Below are 22,347 nucleotides of genomic sequence, written 5' to 3' on the forward strand. Positions count from 1 at the left end.
ATGCGTGGCCGCGGGAAAATCCGTTGAGGCGGTTCCGCACCCGAACGCCCGCGAAGTTCCGTGGGCCGGGAGCCGCCGCGAGACAGAGATGGGAATTCAACACCATGCGTGAAGCCCTCCCCACGGGTGCCACCTACCGGCGCCGCGATTTCAAGGCCGTGCTTTTTGACCTGGACGGGGTGCTGACCCCCACCGCCGAGGTCCACCGGGAGGCCTGGGCCCAGCTCTTCGCCGGGTTCTTTGACGAGGTCGGGATCGGGAAGCCGTACACCGAGGACGACTACTTTGCGCTGGTCGACGGCCGGCCCCGCTACGAGGGGGTCGCCGCGGTGCTCGCCGACCGCGGGATCGAGCTGCCGTGGGGCTCCGCCTCGGATGCGCCAGGCAACACCAGCGTGTGCGCCCTGGGAAACCGCAAGAACACGGTCTTCCGCTCGATCCTGCACGAGACGGGAATCAAGCCCTACCCCGGCTCGCTGTCCTACCTGCGCCAGCTCCAGGAAGCGGGGCTTGAGGTGGCAGTCGTCTCCTCCTCGCGCAACGCCGAGGAGGTGCTGGAGGCCGCCGGGCTGCGCGGCGAATTTTCCGTCGTGATCGGCGGGCTGCAGGCAGCCGCGCGCAACCTGCCGGGCAAGCCGGCCCCCGACACCTTCCTGGCCGCGGCCAGCGACCTGGGCTGGTCGGTCAACGAGTGCGTCGTCATCGAGGACGCGATCTCCGGGATCCAGGCGGCCGCCGCCGGGGAATTCGGGCTGGTGGTGGGCGTGGCCCGGGACCAGCCGGAAGAGGCGCTGCGGGCCGCCGGGGCCGACATCGTGGTCGCCGACCTAGAGGACCTGGTCAACCAGCAGGCCCGCGACGACTTCGAGTTGGACACGTGGTCCTATACGCGGTCCCACCCGCGCCCCGTCGACCCGGGCGTGGAACAGACGATCTTCTCCCTGGGCAACGGCTTCCTCGGGCTGCGCGGGGACTCGCTGGGCATCGGTGAATGCACCGAGGGGATGTTCATCAACGGGCTCCACGAGACCTGGAAGATCCGGCACGCCGAATCGGCCTTCGGGCTCGCCGAGGCAGGCCAGACCATGATCGCGGCCCCGGACGCCCGCACCGTGCGCGTCTACATCAACGACGAGGCCCTGGAGATCGGGCGCACCGAGATCCTCAAGGACGAGCTGCGGCTGGACTTCAAGGACGGGACCCTGATTTCCGACACCCTCTGGCGCACCGCCGAGGGCCACCGCGTCATGGTGCGCACCCGGTCCATGGTCTCCTTCTCCGAACGCCACCTGGCCCTGTTCCGCGTCACCGTGCGGCTGCTCGATGCCCCCGCCCACGTCTTCGTGCAATCGGCGCTAATCGGCCAGTCGCGTTCCCGTCCCGTGCCCACCCCCGCCGAGGCCGACGCCGGGGAGGTGCCCTTCGATCCGCGCAAGTCCGAGGGCAGCGGCGAGGAGTCGATGATCCCGGGCGGAACCCACGAGCAGGGCGGAATCTGCGCGCTGAGCTACTACGTGCGCGGCTCGCACATGTCGGTGGCCGCCGCGATCTCGCACGTCACCCGCATCGCCGGGGAGACCCGCGACTTCGTCGAGGAATCCACCGTCACCCCCGAGCGCGTCGAGCACACCGTCTCCGCCTACCTGGAGAAGGACGAGGCGCTGCACATCGACAAGTTCGCCTCCTTCCACTCCTCCCGGCGGCACGACACCGAGGAAATGATCAGCCGCTGCGTGCGCGCCCTGAACCACCTGGTCCCGCGCGGCGCCGACACCCTGTTCTGGGCCCAGCGCGAGTTCCTCACCGAGTTCTGGGGGCACTCGGATGTGCGGGTGCATTCCCACCCGCTGCTGCAGCGGGCAATCCGCTGGAACCTTTACGCCCTGGCGCAGGCCTCGGCACGCGCCGACGGGCTGGGGATCTCCGCCAAGGGGGTCTCCGGCACCGGGTACTCGGGGCACTACTTCTGGGACACCGAGATCTACGTGCTGCCGTTCCTGACCTATACCAACCCGCAGTGGGCGCGCAATGCGCTGCGCGCCCGGGTGTCGATGATCCCGGCGGCCAGGCGCCGGGCGGCGACGCTGAACGAGCACGGCATCCTCTTCCCGTGGCGCACCATCAACGGCGAGGAGGCCAGCGCCTACTACCCGGCCGGCACCGCGCAGTACCACATCAACGCGGACGTGGTGTATTCCCTGGCCCGCTACGTGGGCGCCAGCGGGGACACCGGGCTGCTGCTGGGCGGCGGGGCGGAAATCGTGGTGGAAACCGCCAGGATGTGGAATTCGCTGGGGTTCTGGCGCGAGACCAAGACCGGGCGCAGCTTCCACATCCACGGGGTCACCGGCCCCGACGAGTACACCGCGGTGGTCAACGACAACACCTTCACCAACGTGATGGCGCGCTTCAACCTGAACTACGCGGTGAACCTCATGGGCTACCTGGCCGAGGAGTTCCCCGCGGAGCACGCGCGCGTCCTCGACGAGCTGTCCATCGGGCCGCGGGAGGTCCGGGACTGGAGGGACGCGGCCCTGGCGATGTACATCCCCTTCTCCGAGAAGGTGGGGATCCACCCGCAGGACGCCGGCTTCCTGAACCGCGAGGTGTGGGACATGCGCGGCACCGGCCCGGAGAACCGCCCGCTGCTGCTGCACTACCACCCGCTGGTGATCTACCGCTTCCAGGTGCTCAAGCAGGCGGACACGGTGCTGGCCCTCTGGCTGCGTTCCGCGGACTTCACCGCGGAGGAAAAACGCGCCGACTTCGACTACTACGACCCGCTGACCACCGGGGACTCCACGCTCTCGGCCACGGTGCAGGCGATCCTCGCCGCGGAGGTCGGCTACCAGGACCTGGCCTACAAGTACTTCGAGCATGCGCTGAACGTGGATTTGCAGAACCTGCACGGCAATGCGGCGGACGGGGTGCACGTGGCCTCGACCGGCGGGGTGTGGGCGGCGCTGGTGTACGGCTTTGCCGGGCTGCGCGACGACACCGGGGAATGGCTCTTCGACCCGCGGCTGCCGGAGGAATGGGACGGGCTGGAGTTCAACCTGCGCCGCAACGAATCCTCGGTCCGCTTCCGCCTCGAGGCGGGGTCGCTGTCAGCGAAGCTGGCCGAGGGCGGGGACGAGGTGTCGTTCAGCGTGCGCGGGGTGCAATACACGCTGTCCCCGGAAAAACCCGAGGTCTCCGTCGTGCTTCACGGGCAGGGTCCGGTGCTGGCGGGAGAGCCGTCCATCGACGCGGTCTTCGCGCTGCAGCGCGAGGACGGCTCCCCGCTGACCTCCAGCATGAAGAAGCTCACGCGCGAGGAGGAGCTGGCGAAGGAGCCGCCGATCACCGTCATCGGATAGCCGGGCACCGCGTCGCCGCGAACGCAAAAACCGGGTGGGGAACCCCGCGAAGGGGGACCCCGCCCGGTGCGTGTCGGTGCGGGCTGCTGCCTAGCCGAGCTTGGAGTGCGTGGCCCCGCCGACGGCCTCGATTTCCGTCGGCTCGGTGCCGCGCACCTTGGCAATGGAACGCATGAGGTGGAAGACCACCAGCGTGGCGGCGGTTCCCAGGGCGATGCCGCCGAACTCCATGTTGCCGATCGACAGCACGTTGTTGCCAAAGAGCGCGATGGCGATGATCAGCCCGGTCCCGGCGGTCATCAGGTTGATCGGGTTGGAGAAGTCGACCTTGTTCTGCACCCAGAGCCGGGCTCCGACGATCGCGATCATCCCGTAGAGGACGATTCCCGCGCCGCCTGCAACCCCGGCCGGGATGGTGTTGATCAGCACGCCGAACTTCGGGAAGAAGGCCAGCGCGATGGCCACGGAACCGGCGATCCAGTAGGCGGCCGTCGAGTAGACGCGCGAGGAGGCCATGACCCCGATGTTCTCCGCGTAGGTGGTGGTGCCCGAGCCGCCTCCGGCCCCGGCGATCATGGTGGCGGCGCCGTCGGCCATCAGCGCGCGGCCGTTCACGTTGTCAAGCTCGCGCCCCGTCATCAGCGCCACGGTCTTGACATGGCCCACGTTTTCGGCGATCAGCACGAACACCACGGGCAGGAACAGGGTCAGCGTTTCCAGGTGGAACGAGGGAACTGCGAAGTCGGGCAATCCGAACCAGGCGGCATCGCCGATGGCCGAGAAATCGACTTGGCCCTGGGCCCAGGCGACCACGTAGCCCACGATGATGCCCAGCAGGATGGACAGGCGCCCGAGCATGCCGCGGAAGAGCACCGTGGAAACCACGATGGCCAGCACCGTGGCGAAGGTGGTCAGCGGGACGGTCGTGATCTTCTCGGTGGTCGTGGTGGCCAGGTTCAGCCCGATCAGCGCGACGATGGTGCCCATGACCACGGGCGGCATCAGTGCGTGGATCCAGGCCGTTCCGGCCTTCTGCACGATCAGTCCCACGATGAACAGGCACGCCCCCGCCATCACGATCCCGCCCAGGGCACCGGCCATCCCGTGGCCCGACATGGCCCCGGTAACGGGTGCGATGAAGGCGAAGGAGGAACCCAGGTAGCTGGGCACGCGGCCCGCGGTGATCAGCAGGAACAGCAGGGTGCCCACGCCGGTGAAGAGAAGCGTGGTGGTCACCGGGAAACCGGTGATGGTCGGGACCAGCACGGTGGCGCCGAACATCGCCATGACGTGCTGCACGCCGACGGAGATGGTCTGCGGCCAGTGCAGGCGCTCGTTCGGGGCCACCACCGTCCCGGGGGAGATGGACTTGCCGTCGCCGTGCAGGCTCCAGCCAATGCCGAATCGGTTGCTCATGGGTGCCTTCCGGGCGCAGGGTGGGGAAAATGCCGGGGGAGCGCACGCGCGGCGCGCCAAACCCCCTGTGGCATTTTACTCACCCCACGGGCAGTGCGACAGCCGGGGCCGCGGGGCCCGCCTCGTGGGCGGCACCGGGCGCATCCGCGGAGGTCTGCGCGAAGAAGGCCAGCTCGTGCACGGACGAGGCCTCGAACGCGCGCCACATCCGCTCGCGGGTGGCCCCGTCGGCCCGGGCGTGCACCGAGCGGACCAGTTCGATGGCCCGCGCCGTGGCCTCGTCGAACTGGACCGAGGAGTAGGCGGCGAGCCAGTCGGCGTAGGGGTGCGCGGGGTGGCCAGATGCCGCCAGCCGGCTGCCCACGTCCTGGTAGATCCAGAAGCAGGGCAGCAGCGCGGCGGCGAGCACCGGGTAGTCGTTGGCCCCGGAGAGCAGGTGGTTGAGGTAGGCGGTGGTCGTGTCCGAGGGTTCCGGGACTTCCTCGGCGAGCCGGCCGCGGTGCAACGCGAGTTCCTCCTCCAGGCAGCCGGCGGCGCTGGTTGCCCAGAAGCGTTGCTCCACGGTGGTGGGGGCCAGTTCCGAGGCGCGCGACATGACCCGCGCATAGCCGCGCAGGTACAGGGCGTCCTGGCCCAGGTAGTCCTCGAAGTCGGCCGTTTCCAGGGTCCCGTCCTTGAGCCGGCGGATGAACGCGAGTTCGTCGATGCCCGCGCGGATGCCGGAGATCTCCTCCCACCACCGCGCCAGCGGGTCCTGCGCCTGCGCCGGGGGCACCCCGTCCCAGAGCCCGGCCAGGTGGTTCACCGGGCCGTGCCCGGAACCGACGGCCAGTTCGTCGGCGCGTGAGATCGCGTCGAAAAGCCAGGCCTTCGCATGGCGCAGCGCCGATCCCCAGTCGCCGCCGCGGGCGTAAAAGGTCGCCAGTGCGGAGGAGAGCGAGCAGCCGGTGCCGTGGGTGTTGGCGGTGGCGAGGCGCGGGGAGGCGACCTCGCAGAGCACGCCGTCGGGACCGATGATCGCGTCCCTGCAGGTGTCCCCTTCCAGGTGCCCGCCCTTGGCCAGCACCAGCAGGCGGTATTCGGCCGCGAGGCCGCGCGCCTGGGCGACGGCCTGCTCCCAGTCGGTGGCCACCGGGCCGCGTGCCAGCACCGCGAGCTCCGGGATGTTGGGGGTGAGAACGTCGACGTGGGCCAGGAGGCGACGCAGGGCGGCCTCCGCGTCGGCATCCAGCAGCGAGTCCCCGCTGGTGGCGACCATGACCGGGTCCAGCACGACGGCCGGCGCGGCGGATCCGACGGCCCGGATGCCGGCGAGCCAGCCGCCGAGTTCGTCGATGACCCGCGCGTTGGCGAGCATCCCGATCTTGATCGCGTCGATGGAGATGTCCTCGGAGATCGCGCGCAGCTGCGCCAGCAGGAACCCGGCCGGCGGCACGTGCACGGCACTCACGCCGCGGGTGTTCTGCGCGGTCAGGGCGCTGATGGCGGCCATCCCGTAGCCGCCTGCAGCGGCAATGGACTTCAGGTCGGCCTGGATCCCGGCGCCGCCGGAGGGGTCGGAGCCGGCGATGGACAGGATGTTCTTCACGGTGTTCGGGGTGCTCATGGCTTGGTGCCCTCCCAGAGGTTGCGTAGGTTCGTGGCTGCGGCGCGCGGGTCCTGCGCGGAGCAGATGGCGCGGACCACCGCGACGCCGGCGGCCCCGGAGCGGGCCAGCGGGGCCACATCGGCGGCGTCGATCCCGCCGATGGCGATAACGGGCAGGTCGCTGAGTCCCGCGGCGCGGGCCAGGCCCGCATGGCCCAGCGGTTCGGGGTGGTCCTTCTTGGTCGGGGTGGCGTGCACGGCGCCGACGCCCAGGTAGTCGATGGTGCCCGGTGCGTTGGCGTGCAGCCTGTTTGCCGCATCGATCTGCGCATCGGTGGCGGCGCTGAGGCCCAGGATTGCGTCGGGGCCGATCAGTTCGCGCACCAGCGCCGCGGGCAGGTCGGACTGGCCGATGTGCACCCCCTGCACCGAGGCGCCGGCGGCACGGGCGGCCAGGTACACGTCGACGCGGTCGTTGACCAGCAGTGCCGCGCGCCCGGCGGTGTGCCGGGCGCAGGCGGTGACGATGTCCAGGAATTGCGCCGCCGGCAGGTCCTTGCAGCGCAGCTGCACCGTCTCGATCCCGCCGTCCACCGCGGCCTTCACGATCTCCGCCAGGGGCCGTCCGGCGGTGGAGGCGGAATCCGCGACCAGGTACACGCCGCGGGCGCTCATGAGAGCACCGCCGTGGCGCCCAGGCCGGCGGGGGAGATGGCGGCCAGCGCATCGAGGAAGAGCGGGGCAAAGGTCCCGGGTCCCGCGGACGTGGCCGCGGCGCGTTCGGCAGCGGCGGAGTAGAAGGCGTGCGCGGCAACCGTGGCCACCAGCGGGTCCGGGCCGGTGGCGAGGAAGGCGGCGCAGACCGCGCCCAGCGCGCACCCGCCGCCGGTGACGCGGGTCAGCAGCTCGCTGCCGCCGTGCACGTACACCGTGCGCGCCCCGTCGGTCACCAGGTCGGCTTTCCCGGAGACCGCGACCACGGCGCCGGTGCGCCTGGCCAGCTCCCCGGCGGCGTCGGCCGCCGCCGCAACCGAGTCGGTTGACTCGACGCCGCGACCCCCGGCCGCCTCCCCGGCAAGCGCCAGGATTTCCGAGGCGTTGCCGCGGATCAGGGTGGGTCCGGCGGCGGCGAATTCGCGGGCCAGCGAGGTGCGCACGCGCAACGATCCGACGGCCACGGGGTCAAGCACCCAGGGGGTCGAGGCGGCCCCGGCGCCGGCAACGGCCTCGCGCATGGCGGCGGCCTGCTCGGTGTTCGGCGTGCCCAGGTTGACCAGCACCGAAGCCGCGACTCCGGCGAAATCCCCCGCCTCCCCTGGCGTCTCGACCATGGCCGGGGAAGCGCCGGCGGCCAACAAGACGTTGGCGGTGAAGTTGGTGACCACCGTGTTGGTCAGGCACTGGACCAGGGGCGTGGAGGCGCGCAAGGCGCCCAGGGCATCGGCGAGCTCGCCGGGTGATACAACAATTGAAGGCGCCATGGATTCCATGAGCAACATCCCTCCGCTAGTACGAACTAGATCAGGTTCTACGGGTTTCATCTCAGCCGGCCGCATGCGCCGACACCCCGTGTCACTATGCGCGAGCCTATCCCACCGGGCGCCGGGGCGGGCAGTCGATGTCTCCGGGCACCGCCCCCGGCACCGGCCCCAAGCGTGGCGGCCTGTTGCCGATGCCACACTGGCCGTAGGCTCGGGACATGGGCACATCCGACACTTCACATAAATCCGCGCCGCCTCGCGAGTCAACGGCGCTGAACGAGCTCGAGCTGCCCGAGGTGGTGCCCGAACTGCCGGAAAACATCATGGAGATCGTCGCCTCGATGCACGACGTGGTGGCAACCCGGCTGGCACACCCGCGCCGCTTCAGGGCCTCGCAGCTCAAGGCGCTCGAGCGGATGCTCGACGCGCACGAGCAGGACTTCATCGACGCGCTGGCCGACGACCTGGGCAAGGGGGCGGTCGAGGCGAAGATGACGGAAATCGACATGGTGCGCGCGGAAATCGACCACGCGCAACTGCACCTCTCCGAGTGGATGGAATCCAAGCCGGTGAAGATCCCGCTGGTGCTGCATCCCGCGGCGGCCAAGATCGAGCCGCAGCCGCTGGGAGTGGTGCTGGTCATCGGTGCCTGGAACTACCCGCTGCAGCTGATCCTCGCCCCGCTGGTTGCCTCCATCTCCGCGGGGAACGTCACGGTGCTCAAGCCCTCGGAGCTGGCCCCGGCGACCTCCGCGCTGCTGGGCCGGCTGGTCCCCAAGTTCCTTGACCACCGCGCGTGCGCCGTTATCCAGGGCGGGGCGTCAACCAGCAAGGTGCTCCTGGAACAGCACTTCGACCACATCTTCTACACCGGCGGCGAGCGGGTGGGAAAGATCGTGGCCCGTGCCGCGGCCGAGCACCTGACACCGGTGACCCTCGAGCTGGGAGGGAAGTCCCCGGCCGTGGTGATGGACGGGGCCTCCGCCACGGTGGCGCGCCGGCTGGCCTTCGGCAAGTTCATGAATTCCGGGCAGACCTGCGTGGCCCCCGACTACGTGCTGGCGGTCGGCGACGCCGCGGGAAGCCTGGAAAAGCAGCTGGCCAAGGCCATTACCGCGTTCTACGGCAAGAACCCGCTGGCCAGCCGCGACTACGGCCGCATCGTGAACAAGGCCCACTTCGACAGGCTGGTTTCCTACCTGGAGCACGGAGAGGTCCTCGTCGGCGGCGGGTACGACGCCGACACCCTGAAGATCGAGCCGACCGTGATGGCCAACGTGGATCCGGGCTCGCCCTTGATGCGCGAGGAGATCTTCGGACCGATCCTGCCGATCATCGAGGTGGAAAGCTTCGACGCGGCGGTGCGCTTCATCAATGCGCGTCCGACCCCGCTGGTCGCCTATCTCTTCAGCGAGAACCCGCGGCTGCAGTCCGCCTTCGGGGACCAGGTGCGCGCGGGCGCCATCGTGCACAACGCCCCCAACCTGCACCTGGCCGTCCCGGGGCTCCCCTTCGGCGGCGTGGGCGACTCCGGCATGGGTTCATACCACGGGCGGCATGGCTTCGAGCGGCTCTCGCAGATGCGTTCCGTGATGGGCAAGACCACCGTGGTCGACACGCTCAAGGCGATCTACCCGCCGTACACCTGGGCGAAGTCCAAGCTCATCGACAGGCTGATGTAGGCATTCCACAAGGCGCATATTTGCTTGTGGGAGAGTTTTTACCTGCCTGATCCGACGGAAGCCCGGCCCGGATGGGCGCCGTCCCGCAGCGGCGACCCCCCCCGGGACAGGCGCCGGCTAGGCGAGTACTGCGGAGACGATGTCCTTGGCCTCGGACTGGACCCGGGCCAGGTGCTCGTCGCCCAGGAACGACTCGGCATAGATCTTGTACTTGTCCTCGGTGCCGGAGGGACGCGCGGCAAACCAGGCGTTTTCGGTGGTGACCTTCAGCCCGCCGATTTTCGCCCCGTTGCCCGGCGCCTCGGTCAGCCGCGCGGTGATCTTTTCCCCGGCGAGCATCTCGGCCGCCACGTCGGTGGCCGCGAGGTTCCCCAGCCGCGCGCGCTGCTCCCTGTCGGCCGGGGCGTCGATCCGCGCATAGCTCGGGGAGCCGTGCTCGGCCGCCAGCGCGGCATAGTGCCTCGAGGGGGAGGACCCGGTGACAGCGGTGATCTCGCTGGCCAGCAGCGCCAGCAGGATCCCGTCCTTGTCGGTGGTCCAGGGCCGCCCGTCGCGGCGCAGGAAGGAGGCGCCGGCGGATTCCTCGCCGCCGAAGGCCCCGGATCCGTCCAGCAGGCCCGGGACGAACCACTTGAAGCCCACCGGGACCTCGACCAGCTTGCGGCCCAGCTTTGCCGCGACGCGGTCGATCATCGAGGAGGAGACCAGCGTCTTGCCGATGCCCGCCTGCGGGGACCAGCCGGTGCGGTGCGCGTACAGGTACTCGATGGCCACGGCCAGGTAGTGGTTGGGGTTCATCAGCCCGGCATCGGGGGTGACGATGCCGTGGCGGTCCGCGTCGGCGTCGTTGCCCGTGGCGATGTCGAAGGAGTCGCGGGCGGCGATCAGCGACGCCATCGCGTCGGCCGAGGAGCAGTCCATGCGGATCTTCCCGTCGGTGTCCAGGGACATGAACGCAAAGCGGGGGTCCACCCCCGGGTTGACCACGGTCAGGTCCAGCCGGTGGGTTTCGGCGATCGCGCCCCAGTAGTCGACGGCCGCCCCACCCATCGGGTCGGCGCCGATGCGGATGCCGGCGTCGCGGATCGCGTCCAGGTCCAACACGGAGGGCAGGTCGTTGACGTAGGAGGACATGAAGTCGAAGGAACCGATCTTGCCATTCAGGCGTGCGACTCCCAGCGAGATGCGCTTGACCCCGGCCAGCTTGGCCTCCAGCAGCTCGTTGGCGCGGTTCGCGATCCACGCGGTGGCGTCGGTGTCTGCCGGCCCGCCGTGCGGCGGGTTGTACTTCAGCCCGCCGTCGGCCGGCGGGTTGTGTGAGGGGGTGATGATGATGCCGTCGGCGCGCGGAGCGGACGGGTCGGCGTTGTGCCCCAGGATGGCGTGGCTCAGTGCCGGGGTGGGGGTCCAGCCGGTGCGCGCGTCGGCGAGGATGGCGACGCCGTTTCCGGCCAGGACCTCGAGCACGGTGTCCTGCGCCGGGTCCGAGAGCGCGTGGGTGTCCTTGCCGACGAACAGCGGCCCGGTGATGCCCTGCCCGCGCCGGTATTCGACGATTCCCTGGGTGATGGCGGCGATGTGGTCCTCGTTGAAGGAGCCGTTCAGCGAGGTTCCGCGGTGCCCGGAGGTGCCAAAGACCACGCGCTGGGCGGGGTCGGCGGGATCCGGGTGGATGTCAAAGTACGCGTCGCGCACCGCGGAGAGATCGATCAGGTCTTGGGGCAGTGCCGGGGTGCCGGCGCGAGGGTGGGCCATGGGACCAGTTTCTCATTGATTGCCCGCCGGGGGCTGGAGAAAACACGGCACCGGGTCGCGCAAGGCGGTCCGCGAGTGGCGGAGGGGTCCCCGGGGATGCCGTGGAACCGCGCGCCGACGGGCTACTGCCCTGCGGTGTCCAGCACGCGGGGGACCACGCCGACGGCGTCCCAGGCCCCGGACAGGGCGAGCTCCACGGCCGACCCTGCGCCGTGGTCGCGGCGGGCCTGGAGCAGGGTCTGCTCGGCGAAGGTGCCGAAGTCCGCGTCCCCGGGCAATGCGCGGGTGGCGATCACGTTGAACCAGAGGGACCCGGCGGTTTCCCAGGCCTTGCCGCCCAGGGCCGTGGCAAAGAGATGGAAGGCACGGTTGGGGATGCCGGAATTCAGGTGAACCCCGCCGTTGTCCTCCTCCGTGTCCACATAGCCGGCCATCGTTGCCGGCTGCGGGTCCCTGCCCAGGATGGGGTCGTCATAGGCGGTGCCGGGGGCGGCCAGGGAGCGCAGGGCCCGGCCCCGCACCTTGTCGGTGAACAGCCCCTCGCCGACCAGCCAGCTGGCGTCCGCCGCGTCCTGCCCGGCCACGAACTGCTCCACCAGCACCCCGAGGATGTCGGCCATGGACTCGTTGAGGGCGCCGGACTGGCCGCGGTATTCCAGGTTGGTGGTGTACTGCAGCAGGCCGTGGCCCAGCTCGTGCGCGATGACCGAGAGCGAGGAGGTGAAGGATTCGAAGACCTCCCCGTCCCCGTCGCCCATCACCATTTGCGTGCCGTCCCAGAACGCGTTGGCGTAGTGCAGCCCGTAGTGCACGGTGCCGCCCAGGTCCAGCCCGGCGCCGTCAAGCGCATTGCGCCTGAGCATCGAGACCAGGAACCTGTGGACGGCGCCCAGCCCCTCGTAGGCGCGGTTGGCGTCCTCGTCCTCCACGGGTGCCCGGCCCTCCGTGCGGGTGGCCGACCCGGGGGTGGTCTCGGCACCCTGTGCGTCCGAGATGGTTCGGGCCAGGCGCCCCGAGGGCCCCATGAGCCGACGGATGTCGGTGGCCGTGGTGGCCCGGTCATGCAACAGGGCCTGGTCAAGCAGCAGGGTCCGGCGCGCCCTGGTGGCGATGCGGGCACGGACCTCGTTCCCGGGATCCTTATGGTCTTCGGGAGGCGGCGGCGGGGAGATGAATGCGCGCATTCCCTCCGGCGGCTCCCAGGCGCCGTCGCAGGCCGCCATCGACATCAGCAGATACGGGGGAACGGCATGGTGCCGGGGTAGGGGGTCCGCGGCCGGAGGATGTGTTGCCTTGTACATGGGGCCAACTCTCCCACCGGTTCCTGAGCGGCGAATGTGAGTGCGCTGTGCCGGGGAATCGTGGCTAAACTGGGGGCCAGGTACGGCGCCGCGCCGGCGCCTGGGAGCGCCCGGTCGGCCGGGTGCCGGTGAGGAAAAGGGACCATGGGGAATCCAGAAGACGCAGCGCACGAACCCGAGAACGGACCGTCGTTTGGCGATCCCAACGACCCGCGCTGGTCGCAGAACCCGCACGCGGCACCGCCGCGCAACCCGTACCTCGACATGCCGCTGGATGCGCCGCCGGTCGCCGGCGGCCCGGACGGACGCGGATACGGATTCGCCGGCCAGGGCGGCAGGCCGGGACAGAACTCCGCACAGCAGGCGGGCGGGCCCTCCGGCCATCCGCGGCAATACCCGCCACAGGCCCACCCGCAGCCCGGCTACCCGATGCAGGCCCAGCAGCCGGCGGGCGTCTTGGCCATCGTGTCACTGGTGACCGGAATCATCGGCGTGGTCACCGGCGGGATGCTGCTTCTTCCCCAGATCGCCGCGATCATCTGCGGGCACCTGGCCCTTCGCCGCGAACCCCACATGCGCGGAATCGCCATTGCGGGACTTGTGACCGGCTACCTGATGCTGGGGTTCATCGTGCTGGGCGCGCTTTTCCTCATCGTCGTCCTGACCGCCTCGTTTTCTTCCTATTCCTCCTAGCCGGGAACACCGGCCCCAGACGCGAGCAGCGGCCACACCGGGATCTCGAAGACCGGTTGTGGCCGCTGCTTTTGTGCGGGCGGAGGGGTGGGGTTCCTAGCGGACCTCGCCCATCAGCTTCTTCAGTGCCGGGGCGGCCAGCAGCAGGGCAACGCCCAGCACGATGGCGGTTCCGCCCAGGGCCAGGAAGTAGGCGACCTCGTTGCCCTCGGTGTAGAAGCCGGCCAGGATGCCGGCCAGCGTGGTGCCCAGTGACACCGAAAGGAAGAACAGCGCGATCATCTGCGTGCCGAAGGCGGCCGGGGCCAGCTTGGTGGTCACGGACTGGCCGATCGGGCTAAGCAGCAGCTCGGCCAGCGTGCACAGCAACAGGATGCCGACCAGCACCAGCAGCGGGGTCTTCTCCAGCGAATTCATCGGGATGAAGACCAAGAAGGCCAGGCCGACCAGGACCAGCGACAGGGAGAACTTGACGACGGTGCCCGGCTGCCGGGTGCCCATCTTGGTCCACAGGGCCGCGAACACGCCGGCCAGCACGATGATGAAGACCGGGTTGATCGACTGGACCCAGGAGGCGGGCATTTCCCAGCCAAAGAGCGAACGGTCCAGGCGCTCCTGCGAGTACACGGCGATAAAGGTGAACTGCTGCTGGAACAGCGCCCAGAACGCGGCCGAGGCGATGTACAGCGGGATGAAGGCGAGCACGTGCTTGCGTTCAACCGCGGTGACGCGCTTGGAACGCAGCATCAGGGTGAAGTAGATGACCGAGGCCAGGATGACGGCGTACGCAATGGTGCGTGCCAGGGACTCGGCGGTGACGATCTTCAACGCGAAGGCGACCACCACCAGGGCGATGAAGGCCAGGAGGCCGAGCAGGTACTTCCTGCGCTCGCCGGCGGGCAGCGGGTTGCCGACCGCCTTGACGGAGTCGGGCAGGTTCTTGCGTCCGGTGAGGTAAATCCCGACGCCGATGGCCATGCCGATCGCGGCGGCGGCAAAGCCGACGTGGAAGCCCCAGCGCTGCTGCAGGAAGCCGGTGAGCAGGGGACCGAGCAGGCCGCCGATGTTCACGCCCATGTAGAAGATGGAGAAGCCGGCGTCGCGACGGGTGTCTTCCTTGGAGTAGAGCGAACCGACCAGGGCGGTCGCGTTGGCCTTCAGCCCGCCGGAGCCGACGGCCACCAGGACCAGGCCTGCGGCCAGACCGGTGGCGCCGGGCAGGGCCGCCAGGGCAAGGTGTCCGGCCATGATCAGGAAGGCCGAGCAGAGCAGGACCTTTTCCGATCCGAGCAGGCGGTCGGCGAGCCATGCCCCGAGGATGGTGCTCAGGTAGACGGCGCCGCCGTAGGCGCCGACCAGGGACAGCGCCAGGTCCTGGGGGATCCCGAGCCCGCCGTCGGCGACGGAGAAGTACATGTAGTACGCAAGGATCGCTTGCATCCCGTAGAAGGAGAAACGTTCCCACATCTCGATGCTGAACAGGTTCGAGAGCGTTTTGGGGTGGCCAAAGAAACCGGTCGAGGACTGATCCTTCAGCGAGGTGGATATAGACATGTCTCCAATTTTTCGCCCGTGACGCGCGTCATGCCCACTTTGTAGACCAATCTCACATTTTGGACAGTTGCTCCGCCAGGGCCAGGAGCTGGGCTTCCGAGCCGGTCCTGCCGATCAATTGCACGCCCATCGACAGCCCGCCGGCGGTGGTCAGGGTCGGAACCGTGATCGCCGGAAGGCCGGAGACGTTCACCATCGAGGTGAAGGGGGTGTACTGGCACTGGCGCATGTAGTCGGTGTCGGCGTCCTGCGAGGTGTAGAAGCCGATTTCCGGGGGAGCGAACGCCATCGCCGGAGTCAGCACCACGTCATAGCGGCCCCACTGGGTGCGGAAGTCGGCGGCGATTTGGGTCAGGCGGCGTGCCGCCTCCACGGAGGTCTTCACCGCGCGGGCGGTGGCGCGTTCGCGGAAGGAACGTGCCAGGGTTCCCAGCTTTGCCTCGCTTCCCGCCGGGATGGGAGCGGCCGCCAGTCCGCCGGTCCAGACCGTGGAAAACGTCTGGGGGTAGGCGGCGTCGTAGAAGATTTCGGCCTCCTCGAGGTGGTGGCCCCGGGCGCCCAGGACCTTGATCCCGCGGTTCAGTGCGACATGGGCATCAGCGGAAAGCCTGATTTCGTACACCGAGGCAAAGGGGCTGGCGGTGCTGACCCCGATCCGCAGTCCGCGCAACGCATCGACGGCGCCCTCGTCCAGGGCCTCGAGGTAGGTCTCGCGGGTCGGGTCGACCATGGCATCCATGAGCAGGGCGGCGTCCAGGGCGGTGCGGGCCAGCGGGCCGGACACCGTGAGCTTCGGTGCCCCGAAGCCGTCGACAGTGCCGTCAAGGACGTCGCTGGGGATGGTTCCCAGGCCTGGCTTGAGTCCGATCAGGCCACAGGCCGAGGCGGGAATCCGGACCGATCCGCCGCCGTCGCTGCCCGGGCCAAAGGGCAGCATGCCGGATGCGACGGCCGCCGCCTCCCCGCCGCTTGAACCGCCGGCGGACAGTGCCGGGTCCAGCGGGTTGCGGGCCGGCGGCGCCACGTCGTTCTCCGAGTGACAGCTCAACCCGAACTCGGGCACCTGGGTCTTGCCCAGGGAAATCGCACCGGCCCGGGACAGCGTGGCCACCAGGGGCGAATCCTTCTCCGGAACCACGGGATCAAAGGCGGCGGTCCCGTAGCCGGTCGGCACGCCGGCCACATCCAGCAGGTCCTTGTAGCCCAGCGGCATGCCGTGGAGCATGCCGGGCGCGACCCCCGCTGCGTGCCGTTCATCGGCGGCGGCCGCCGCGGCCATCGCGCGCTCGGCGGTGACGGTGACGAACGACCCCAGTGCGGGGTTGAGCTCCTCGATGCGCGCCAGGAAGTGCGCGGCGGCCTCGCGCGCCCCCAGCTCCCCGCGGCGCAACGCATCGCGAAGTTCCAGTGCGGTCAACGTGGCTATCTCGGACATCAACGACTCCTTCTGCGGTGGCGGGCGGCCCGGGCTTCCGGTTGCCCCTCCCCTTGAGCGTAGTACGGGTCGCGGGCCACGGGCGCGGGCGCCGTGGGCTGCCCCGGAGCCGGCTCCAATGGCCGGGCGCGGACCGCAACATCCGCTTCACCGACCCCGTGGGCAAGTGCCCCCGGGCGCTAGGCTGGTGGGCAACAGAACAACTGCTGGGCCAAAGGAGTGCCATGAGTGATTTCGAAACGGTTACGGTCGACCAGGTTCCCGCCGGCGCACTGATCCTTGACGTCCGCGAGGACTACGAATGGGTCGAGGGGCACGCCGCGGGAGCCATCCACATCCCGCTGGGCGACCTGCCGCTCCGCCTCGAGGAACTCGACCCCGACACCGACGCATACATCATTTGCCGCACCGGCGGCCGCTCGGCCCAGGCCGCGGCCTGGCTGGTCGCCCAGGGGTACAGCGCCCTCAACATCGCGGGCGGTTCCGGGGCCTGGCTCGAGGCCGGACTGAAGCTGGAGAGCGAAAACGGGCAGGAGCCCAACGTCCGATGATCTACACCTATTTGGGACCGGCGGGGACCTTCACCGAGGCCGCGCTGCTGCAGGTTCCCGGCGCCGGGGACTCCGAACGCATCCCGGCTGCCAACGTCAACGCGGCCCTGGACAAGGTCCGCAGCGGGGAAGCCGACGCTGCCATGGTCCCCATCGAGAACTCGGTCGAGGGCGGGGTTTCCACCACCCTCGATGCGATCGCCACCGGCGAGGCCCTGCAGATCATGCGCGAGGCCCTGGTGACAATCACCTTTGTGCTGGCCGTGCGCAAGAACATCGACTCCATCGACCAGATCCGCACGGTCGCCACCCACGGCCACGCCTGGGCACAGTGCCGCGGGTGGGCCGAAACGAATATTCCGGGCGCGGAATTCGTTCCCGCCTCCTCCACCGCTGCCGGAGCGCTGGGCCTGCTGGACGATGAAACCAGCCACGACGCGGCCATTTGCTCGCCGCTGGTCGCCGAGGAACGCGGGCTGAAGGTCCTGCGCACGGGCATCGAGGACAACCAGGGAGCAGTCACCCGCTTCGTGTTGGTCACCCGCCCGGGCCCGATTCCTGCGCCCACCGGCGTGGACAAAAGCACCGTGATCCTGCCGCTGGCCGAGGACCGCCCCGGTGCGCTGATGGACATCCTGGAACAATTCGTGGTCCGCGGGGTCAACCTCAGCCGCATTGAATCGCGTCCCACCGGCGAGGGCATGGGCAAGTACTTCTTCTCCGTCGACGTCGACGGGCACCTGGCCCAGGAACGCGTGGCCGACGCCCTGACCGGCCTGCACCGGGTCTGCCCGGACCTGCGGTTCCTGGGATCCTATCCGGCGGCCGAGGGGCTTTCCTCATCGGTGGATGCCCACAATTCCGACGCCGCGTTTTCCAAGGCACAGGCCTGGGTTTCCGGACTCAGGACGCGCCTGCCCAAGTAGGGCGGTGCGTCGTTGCCGGGGACCGGGTCGCCGCTCCCCGGCAACCGCACGGCCTTCTAGCCCAGGCGGATCTTCAGTGATGCGGGCTTGACCGAAACCTGGAGCCCGGTCACCAGCCCGGTGCCGTCGCCGTCGATCTGGGTGTTCATGGGTTCGTGGCAGCGCACCTTCAACGAGGCGCTCGGGTAAAAGCCCATCACCGGGATCGCGCCCCGGGCCCGGAACGCCGTCTTGAGGAAGATCCATCCCCATCCGGCGGCGCTGCGCGGGCTGAGCACCACCACATCCAGCACGCCGTCGTCGATCTTTGCCTCCGGAACCAGGTCCAGGCCCTGCAGCTTCCCGCAGTTGGCAAAGAGCACCGAGCGCACGCTACGTGTCTGCTCGTTGCCGCCGTCGAGGGCGATCGAGATCTTCTTGCGCTTGCCCGGCAGGTGCCGGAACCCGGCCTCCGAGTAGGCGAGCCAGCCGACCTTGGCCTTGAGCTCCTCGTTGGTGTCGTCCATGACGTCGGCATCCGTGCCGACGCCGGCAATCACCAGGAATGCGTGCTCGCTGCTGCTTCCGTCGAGGTGGTCCAGCGTGATCGAACCGGTGTCGATGGTGCGCACCGGCCCGCGAACTGCCCCGAATGCCGCGGTGCCGATGTCCTCGAGCGGCACATCGACGTTGCGGGCCAGCAAGTTCCCCGTGCCCAGCGGAATCAGCCCGAGGGTGGCCTCGGTGTCGCGCAGGACCTCGGCCACGGCGCGGACGGTGCCGTCGCCGCCTGCGGCAATGACCACGTCACAGCCGGCTTCCAGGGCCTTGCGGGCGGCACCCTGTCCCGGGTCATCCACCTCGGACTCAAAGACCAGGGGCTCCACCAGGCCCGCCTCGGCGCACACATGCTGCACCGCGGATATCGCCTCATCGGTTCCGGACTTCGAAGGGTTGACCACCAGTGCCACCTTGAGGGCGGACGTGGCAGTCCCCACGACGGGAGCCAGGGATGCCGGCCGATTCCGGTCCACGAGCCGGCGCACGGAGAGCCAACTAATTGTTGCCGCCGTGCCCGCGGCACCCGCGCTGATCAGGGCAAAGAGTCGATTACGTTGCATAGTCTCCCCAGACTAACGGGGATTGCTAGGCTTAGGACGTGATCGACGTAAAAGTACTCAGTGAAAATCCAGATACCTTCCGCGCATCGCAGCGCGCCCGCGGGGCGGATGAGTCCCTGATTGATGCGATTTTGGCCGCAGATACAGCGCGCCGCGAGTCGATTGCATCCTTTGAGGCGCTGCGTGCCCAACAGAATGCCTTCAGCAAGAGGGTCGGCGCGGCCAAGGGCGAGGAAAAGCAGGCGCTGCTGGCCGAGGTCAAGGACCTGGCCAAAAACGTCAAGGAGGCGCAGGCCGCCTCCGACGCCGCGGCCGAGACCTACACGAAGCTGCAGCGCTCCATTCCCAACCTGATCCTGGACGGCGTGCCCTCCGGCGGCGAGGACGACTTCACCGTCGTCAAGCACGTGGGAACCCCCCGAGACTTCGCCGCCGAGGGCTTTGAACCGCGCGACCACCTCGAACTCGGCGAGCTGCTCGGCGCGATCGACATGGAACGCGGCGCGAAGGTCTCCGGTTCCCGCTTCTACTTCCTCAAGGGCATCGGTGCCCGCCTGGAAATCGCACTGATGAACATGGCGCTGGACCAGGCCGTGCAGAACGACTTCATCCCGATGATCACCCCCACGCTGGTGCGTCCCGAAACCATGCAGGGCACCGGCTTCGACGTCGAGCACGACGACGAGATCTACAAGCTCGAACGCGACGACCTCTACCTGGTGGGAACCTCCGAGGTGGCCCTGGCCGGGTACCACGCCAACGAGATCCTCGACCTGTCGGATGGACCGACGCGCTACGCCGGCTGGTCCTCCTGCTACCGCCGCGAGGCCGGTTCCGCGGGCAAGGACACCCGCGGCATCATCCGCGTCCACCAGTTCAACAAGCTGGAAATGTTCGTCTACTGCTCCCCGGAGCAGTCCGAGGCCGAGCACGCCAAGCTGCTGGCCTGGGAAGAGGAAATGCTCGCCAAGGTCGAGCTGCCCTACCGCGTCATCGACACCGCGGCCGGGGACCTGGGCATGAGCGCTGCACGGAAGTTCGACTGCGAGGCATGGGTCCCGACCCAGGACGCCTACCGCGAGCTGACCTCCACCTCCAACTGCACCACCTTCCAGGCCCGCCGCCTGAACATCCGCGAACGCGAAATCGGCGCCGACGGCAAGCCGGGCAAGACCCGCGCGGTCTCGACACTCAACGGCACGCTGGCGACCACCCGATGGATCGTCGCCATCCTGGAGCACCACCAGAACGCCGACGGCTCGGTCAACGTGCCGGTCGCACTGCGCCCGTACCTCGGTGGCATGGAAGTCCTTCCCGTCCTGTAGCCCAGGGGCCGAAGAACGCTGCACCAACCGTTGGGAGGAGGCATCCGCCTCCTCCCAACGGCGGTTAACGGCGGTGTCGTCGTTGGGAATACCGGCGGTTCGGGCGGCATTCACGCATCGTTCATGACACATTGTGGGTTGGCTCATGCCCAGAAAGCGGATTTGATGCTTCACTGGATAAATGACAGTTATGACAAGAACCGGCATCGAAGACCGGTCAGAAGCAATCGACACCCACATGATCTGCCTTGACGTCGACGGCACCCTGGTCAACCACGTCGGGGAAATGAGCCCGGCGGTCAAGGACTCGGCACGCGCCATCGTCGCGGCCGGCCACGAGGTCGTCATTTCCACCGGACGCTCCCTCGGTGCGACCCTGCCGGTCATCCAAATGCTCGGCATCGAAAACGGCTATGCCGTCTGCTGCAACGGCGGCGTCACGGTGCGCATCGACACAGCCCTTGAAGTCGGCTACGAAGTCATCGAACGCAAGACCTTCGACCCCGCCCCCGCGTTGCACGCCCTGCTCAAGGCGCTACCCACCGCGAAGTACGCATTGGAAGACGACGCGGGCCAATTCCTTTCCACCGAGCGCTTCGAGGATGCCAGCTTTGGCGTCGTCGCCACCCCGGTGACGCTGGACAAGATGCTCGAAGCCACGGCCGTCCGACTGGTGGTCTTCTCCACCGACGCCACCGCCGAGGAATTCGGCGAGGCGGTGGGCACCCTGGGATTGGCCGGGGTCACCTACTCGGTGGGCTGGACGGCATGGCTGGACATCGCCGCCGAGGGCGTCACCAAGGCCAGCGGCCTCGAGGCGCTGCGCACGGGCCTCGGATTCGACATCGAGCAGACCATCGCCGTGGGCGATGGCCGCAACGACATCGAGATGCTGTCCTGGGCAGGACGCGGCGTGGCCATGGGCCAGGCCCCGGACGAGGTCAAGGCCGCGGCGGACGAAATCGCCGCGGGCGTTGACGACGACGGACTGGCGACGGTCCTGCAGGACATTCTGGTGCGCAAGGCCGCCTAGTCCCCGCATGAACGACCAGAACGTCCGCCGCGGCACATCGCCGGGGCGGACGTTCGGTTTAACCGCCAGTGGTGTCGCGGGCGCACCGGAGGGGGCATCCATGCGGAATCCCCGTCCCCGGGCCGCGGTGTGTGGACCGGCACCCGAATGCGTGCCGTCGATTCGCTGGCCTATGCTTAAACCCATGAAACGCGCCGGAATCCTTGCCCTGTCCTTGTTCGGCGCCGGGGTGCTGGTGACCGGGTGCACGTCCCCGGACGTCATCTGCAACACCGGCAAACCCGGTATCGAAGAAGCCATGGGCCACCTGGTGGAATCGACACTCGCCGGGGACCAAATCGAGGTGTGCAGGGTGACCACCACGGGCGGGACCGACACCGTGGGGGAACAGTTCGACAGGTTGAGCGCCGAACTCGGCCGGCTCGGCGTTGCCGCCGGGTTTACCGTGGAACCCGTGAAGGATTCGACCATGGGCCACTGGTCGCAGCTGGAACTGAGCACCCCGAGCCACCCCGAGGGCGAGCGCTTTGACGTGTTCGAGCGCGGGGGGAAGTACACGATCGGGTGGCTCGAGTTCGAGCAGGAACTGCTGCCCGCACCGACAAAGTAGGGCCGGCTCCCGGGCCGGCGGCTAGACGCCGAATAGCCCGATGACCAGGCCCATCACCATGAATGTCACCAGCTCGTGGAGGCAGTTCAGCGCGGTGAGCCCGACCGGGCGGCCCTCGAAGGCGTCGTGGGTGATGAAACGCGCCGCCGTGAAGCCGCCCCACAGGATCAGGGCCGTCAACAGCGCGTTGGTGAGGTAGGAGCCGCCGTAGAAGTCGAACGACAGGTACGTCGCCCCGGCCAGCACCCAGGCGCTGATGAAACTGACGATGAGGGTCACCACGATCGGGACGACGGCGCTCTTGGCCTCGCCCGGGGTCACCTTGGCCACCCGCATCCAGTAGTTGCCGAACACCTTCGGCGTGTACCAGATGCTGCCAACCACCATGGTCGAAAGCGTGGCAACAACCACGGCGATCCAATTAATTTCCGGAACCATCGTTTGCTCCTCCTGACATCGTGCGGGGACGGAATCCCGACCCCGGTGTACGGGTCGTCAATATCGCCGATACTACGGGCAAAACCACAGGTTGACTAGGG

General features: G+C 68.8%; 18 protein-coding genes and 1 riboswitch. Of the genes, 8 read left to right on the top strand and 10 right to left on the bottom strand.

The annotated features are described in order from the left end of the window. Positions 1-104: 104 nt before the first annotated feature. Positions 105-3,359 (top strand): HAD-IA family hydrolase, encoded by a 3,255-nt coding sequence (locus tag AC6CHY_RS18645; protein ID WP_498227777.1) that lies wholly within the window; start codon positions 105-107, stop codon positions 3,357-3,359. 90 nt (positions 3,360-3,449) lie between these two features. On the opposite strand, the gene AC6CHY_RS18650 is transcribed toward AC6CHY_RS18645, so the two are convergent. The 4 genes from AC6CHY_RS18650 to thiM all read right to left on the bottom strand — a co-directional run bounded on the left by AC6CHY_RS18650 (position 3,450) and on the right by thiM (position 7,852). Further along, positions 3,450-4,775 (bottom strand): uracil-xanthine permease family protein, encoded by a 1,326-nt coding sequence (locus tag AC6CHY_RS18650; protein WP_498227779.1) that lies wholly within the window; start codon positions 4,773-4,775, stop codon positions 3,450-3,452. A 79-nt stretch (positions 4,776-4,854) separates the two neighbouring features. After that, the gene (gene thiD, locus AC6CHY_RS18655) at positions 4,855-6,381 is read right to left on the bottom strand and encodes a bifunctional hydroxymethylpyrimidine kinase/phosphomethylpyrimidine kinase (protein ID WP_498227781.1); all 1,527 of its coding nucleotides are present in this window, start codon (positions 6,379-6,381) and stop codon (positions 4,855-4,857) included. Next, the gene (gene thiE, locus AC6CHY_RS18660; protein ID WP_498227783.1) at positions 6,378-7,037 is read right to left on the bottom strand and encodes a thiamine phosphate synthase; all 660 of its coding nucleotides are present in this window, start codon (positions 7,035-7,037) and stop codon (positions 6,378-6,380) included. The genes thiD and thiE overlap by 4 nt, the downstream gene beginning before the upstream one ends. Next, the gene (thiM, locus tag AC6CHY_RS18665) at positions 7,034-7,852 is read right to left on the bottom strand and encodes a hydroxyethylthiazole kinase (protein WP_498227784.1); all 819 of its coding nucleotides are present in this window, start codon (positions 7,850-7,852) and stop codon (positions 7,034-7,036) included. Before thiM ends, thiE begins: the two co-directional genes overlap by 4 nt. Then, positions 7,844-7,942: riboswitch (TPP riboswitch) on the bottom strand. (Overlaps the previous gene by 9 nt.) A 119-nt stretch (positions 7,943-8,061) precedes the next feature. Here thiM and AC6CHY_RS18670 point away from each other — a divergent pair. Next, positions 8,062-9,525, top strand: coding sequence for an aldehyde dehydrogenase family protein (locus AC6CHY_RS18670; RefSeq protein ID WP_498227786.1), 1,464 nt, complete (start codon positions 8,062-8,064; stop codon positions 9,523-9,525). Between the two features lie 117 nt (positions 9,526-9,642). Here AC6CHY_RS18670 and pgm read toward each other — a convergent pair whose 3' ends face one another. Then, positions 9,643-11,280: a phosphoglucomutase (alpha-D-glucose-1,6-bisphosphate-dependent) gene (gene pgm / locus AC6CHY_RS18675; RefSeq protein ID WP_498227788.1), complete on the bottom strand. Its 1,638-nt coding sequence runs from the start codon at positions 11,278-11,280 to the stop codon at positions 9,643-9,645. A gap of 122 nt (positions 11,281-11,402) precedes the next feature. Beyond that, positions 11,403-12,581: a M4 family metallopeptidase gene (locus tag AC6CHY_RS18680; RefSeq protein ID WP_498227789.1), complete on the bottom strand. Its 1,179-nt coding sequence runs from the start codon at positions 12,579-12,581 to the stop codon at positions 11,403-11,405. 144 nt (positions 12,582-12,725) lie between these two features. On the opposite strand from AC6CHY_RS18680, the gene AC6CHY_RS18685 reads away from it, so the two are divergent. After that, positions 12,726-13,274 carry a DUF4190 domain-containing protein gene (locus AC6CHY_RS18685; protein WP_498227791.1) on the top strand — a complete coding sequence of 183 codons (549 nt, stop codon included), beginning with the start codon at positions 12,726-12,728 and terminating at the stop codon, positions 13,272-13,274. A gap of 96 nt (positions 13,275-13,370) precedes the next feature. Here AC6CHY_RS18685 and AC6CHY_RS18690 read toward each other — a convergent pair whose 3' ends face one another. Both AC6CHY_RS18690 and AC6CHY_RS18695 read right to left on the bottom strand, forming a co-directional pair. Continuing rightward, positions 13,371-14,828: a peptide MFS transporter gene (locus AC6CHY_RS18690; protein WP_498227792.1), complete on the bottom strand. Its 1,458-nt coding sequence runs from the start codon at positions 14,826-14,828 to the stop codon at positions 13,371-13,373. A 52-nt stretch (positions 14,829-14,880) separates the two neighbouring features. After that, positions 14,881-16,263, bottom strand: coding sequence for an amidase (locus tag AC6CHY_RS18695; RefSeq protein ID WP_498227793.1), 1,383 nt, complete (start codon positions 16,261-16,263; stop codon positions 14,881-14,883). A 224-nt stretch (positions 16,264-16,487) separates the two neighbouring features. Here AC6CHY_RS18695 and AC6CHY_RS18700 point away from each other — a divergent pair, with 224 nt between their 5' ends. Both AC6CHY_RS18700 and pheA read left to right on the top strand, forming a co-directional pair. Beyond that, the gene (locus AC6CHY_RS18700) at positions 16,488-16,814 is read left to right on the top strand and encodes a rhodanese-like domain-containing protein (protein ID WP_217390828.1); all 327 of its coding nucleotides are present in this window, start codon (positions 16,488-16,490) and stop codon (positions 16,812-16,814) included. Continuing rightward, the gene (pheA, locus tag AC6CHY_RS18705) at positions 16,811-17,740 is read left to right on the top strand and encodes a prephenate dehydratase (protein ID WP_217390827.1); all 930 of its coding nucleotides are present in this window, start codon (positions 16,811-16,813) and stop codon (positions 17,738-17,740) included. The genes AC6CHY_RS18700 and pheA overlap by 4 nt, the downstream gene beginning before the upstream one ends. Before the next feature lie 56 nt (positions 17,741-17,796). Here the strand turns inward: pheA and AC6CHY_RS18710 are convergent, their stop codons facing one another. Then, positions 17,797-18,840, bottom strand: coding sequence for a diacylglycerol/lipid kinase family protein (locus AC6CHY_RS18710; protein ID WP_217390826.1), 1,044 nt, complete (start codon positions 18,838-18,840; stop codon positions 17,797-17,799). Positions 18,841-18,878: 38 nt separating this feature from the next. On the opposite strand from AC6CHY_RS18710, the gene serS reads away from it, so the two are divergent. From serS to AC6CHY_RS18725, 3 genes are all read left to right on the top strand, one after another. Continuing rightward, positions 18,879-20,165: a serine--tRNA ligase gene (gene serS / locus AC6CHY_RS18715; protein WP_217390825.1), complete on the top strand. Its 1,287-nt coding sequence runs from the start codon at positions 18,879-18,881 to the stop codon at positions 20,163-20,165. A gap of 181 nt (positions 20,166-20,346) precedes the next feature. Then, complete coding sequence (locus tag AC6CHY_RS18720) at positions 20,347-21,198, top strand: HAD family hydrolase (protein ID WP_498227795.1); 852 nt, start codon at positions 20,347-20,349, stop codon at positions 21,196-21,198. Between the two features lie 184 nt (positions 21,199-21,382). Beyond that, on the top strand, positions 21,383-21,808 hold the full coding sequence (locus AC6CHY_RS18725) for a hypothetical protein (protein WP_217390823.1): 426 nt from the start codon (positions 21,383-21,385) through the stop codon (positions 21,806-21,808). A 21-nt stretch (positions 21,809-21,829) separates the two neighbouring features. Here the strand turns inward: AC6CHY_RS18725 and AC6CHY_RS18730 are convergent, their stop codons facing one another. Then, a complete protein-coding gene (locus tag AC6CHY_RS18730) occupies positions 21,830-22,246 on the bottom strand; it encodes a DUF1761 domain-containing protein (protein ID WP_217390822.1) in 417 nt (138 codons plus the stop codon). Between the last annotated feature and the right edge of the window lie 101 nt (positions 22,247-22,347).

Source organism: Paeniglutamicibacter sp. GQ140 (assembly GCF_059759235.1).

What these genes read in the sequence shown, in the direction of transcription:
- AC6CHY_RS18650 (WP_498227779.1), bottom strand. Translation starts at nt 4,775, where the DNA reads ATGAGCAACCGATTCGGCATTGGCTGGAGCCTGCACGGCGACGGCAAG.
- thiE (WP_498227783.1), bottom strand. Translation starts at nt 7,037, where the DNA reads ATGAGCGCCCGCGGCGTGTACCTGGTCGCGGATTCCGCCTCCACCGCC.
- thiM (WP_498227784.1), bottom strand. Translation starts at nt 7,852, where the DNA reads ATGGAATCCATGGCGCCTTCAATTGTTGTATCACCCGGCGAGCTCGCC.
- AC6CHY_RS18695 (WP_498227793.1), bottom strand. Translation starts at nt 16,263, where the DNA reads ATGTCCGAGATAGCCACGTTGACCGCACTGGAACTTCGCGATGCGTTG.
- thiD (WP_498227781.1), bottom strand. Translation starts at nt 6,381, where the DNA reads ATGAGCACCCCGAACACCGTGAAGAACATCCTGTCCATCGCCGGCTCC.
- AC6CHY_RS18700 (WP_217390828.1), top strand. Translation starts at nt 16,488, where the DNA reads ATGAGTGATTTCGAAACGGTTACGGTCGACCAGGTTCCCGCCGGCGCA.
- AC6CHY_RS18725 (WP_217390823.1), top strand. Translation starts at nt 21,383, where the DNA reads ATGAAACGCGCCGGAATCCTTGCCCTGTCCTTGTTCGGCGCCGGGGTG.
- AC6CHY_RS18685 (WP_498227791.1), top strand. Translation starts at nt 12,726, where the DNA reads ATGGGGAATCCAGAAGACGCAGCGCACGAACCCGAGAACGGACCGTCG.
- AC6CHY_RS18645 (WP_498227777.1), top strand. Translation starts at nt 105, where the DNA reads ATGCGTGAAGCCCTCCCCACGGGTGCCACCTACCGGCGCCGCGATTTC.
- pheA (WP_217390827.1), top strand. Translation starts at nt 16,811, where the DNA reads ATGATCTACACCTATTTGGGACCGGCGGGGACCTTCACCGAGGCCGCG.
- AC6CHY_RS18720 (WP_498227795.1), top strand. Translation starts at nt 20,347, where the DNA reads ATGACAGTTATGACAAGAACCGGCATCGAAGACCGGTCAGAAGCAATC.
- AC6CHY_RS18670 (WP_498227786.1), top strand. Translation starts at nt 8,062, where the DNA reads ATGGGCACATCCGACACTTCACATAAATCCGCGCCGCCTCGCGAGTCA.
- AC6CHY_RS18690 (WP_498227792.1), bottom strand. Translation starts at nt 14,828, where the DNA reads ATGTCTATATCCACCTCGCTGAAGGATCAGTCCTCGACCGGTTTCTTT.
- AC6CHY_RS18730 (WP_217390822.1), bottom strand. Translation starts at nt 22,246, where the DNA reads ATGGTTCCGGAAATTAATTGGATCGCCGTGGTTGTTGCCACGCTTTCG.
- AC6CHY_RS18710 (WP_217390826.1), bottom strand. Translation starts at nt 18,840, where the DNA reads ATGCAACGTAATCGACTCTTTGCCCTGATCAGCGCGGGTGCCGCGGGC.
- pgm (WP_498227788.1), bottom strand. Translation starts at nt 11,280, where the DNA reads ATGGCCCACCCTCGCGCCGGCACCCCGGCACTGCCCCAAGACCTGATC.
- AC6CHY_RS18680 (WP_498227789.1), bottom strand. Translation starts at nt 12,581, where the DNA reads ATGTACAAGGCAACACATCCTCCGGCCGCGGACCCCCTACCCCGGCAC.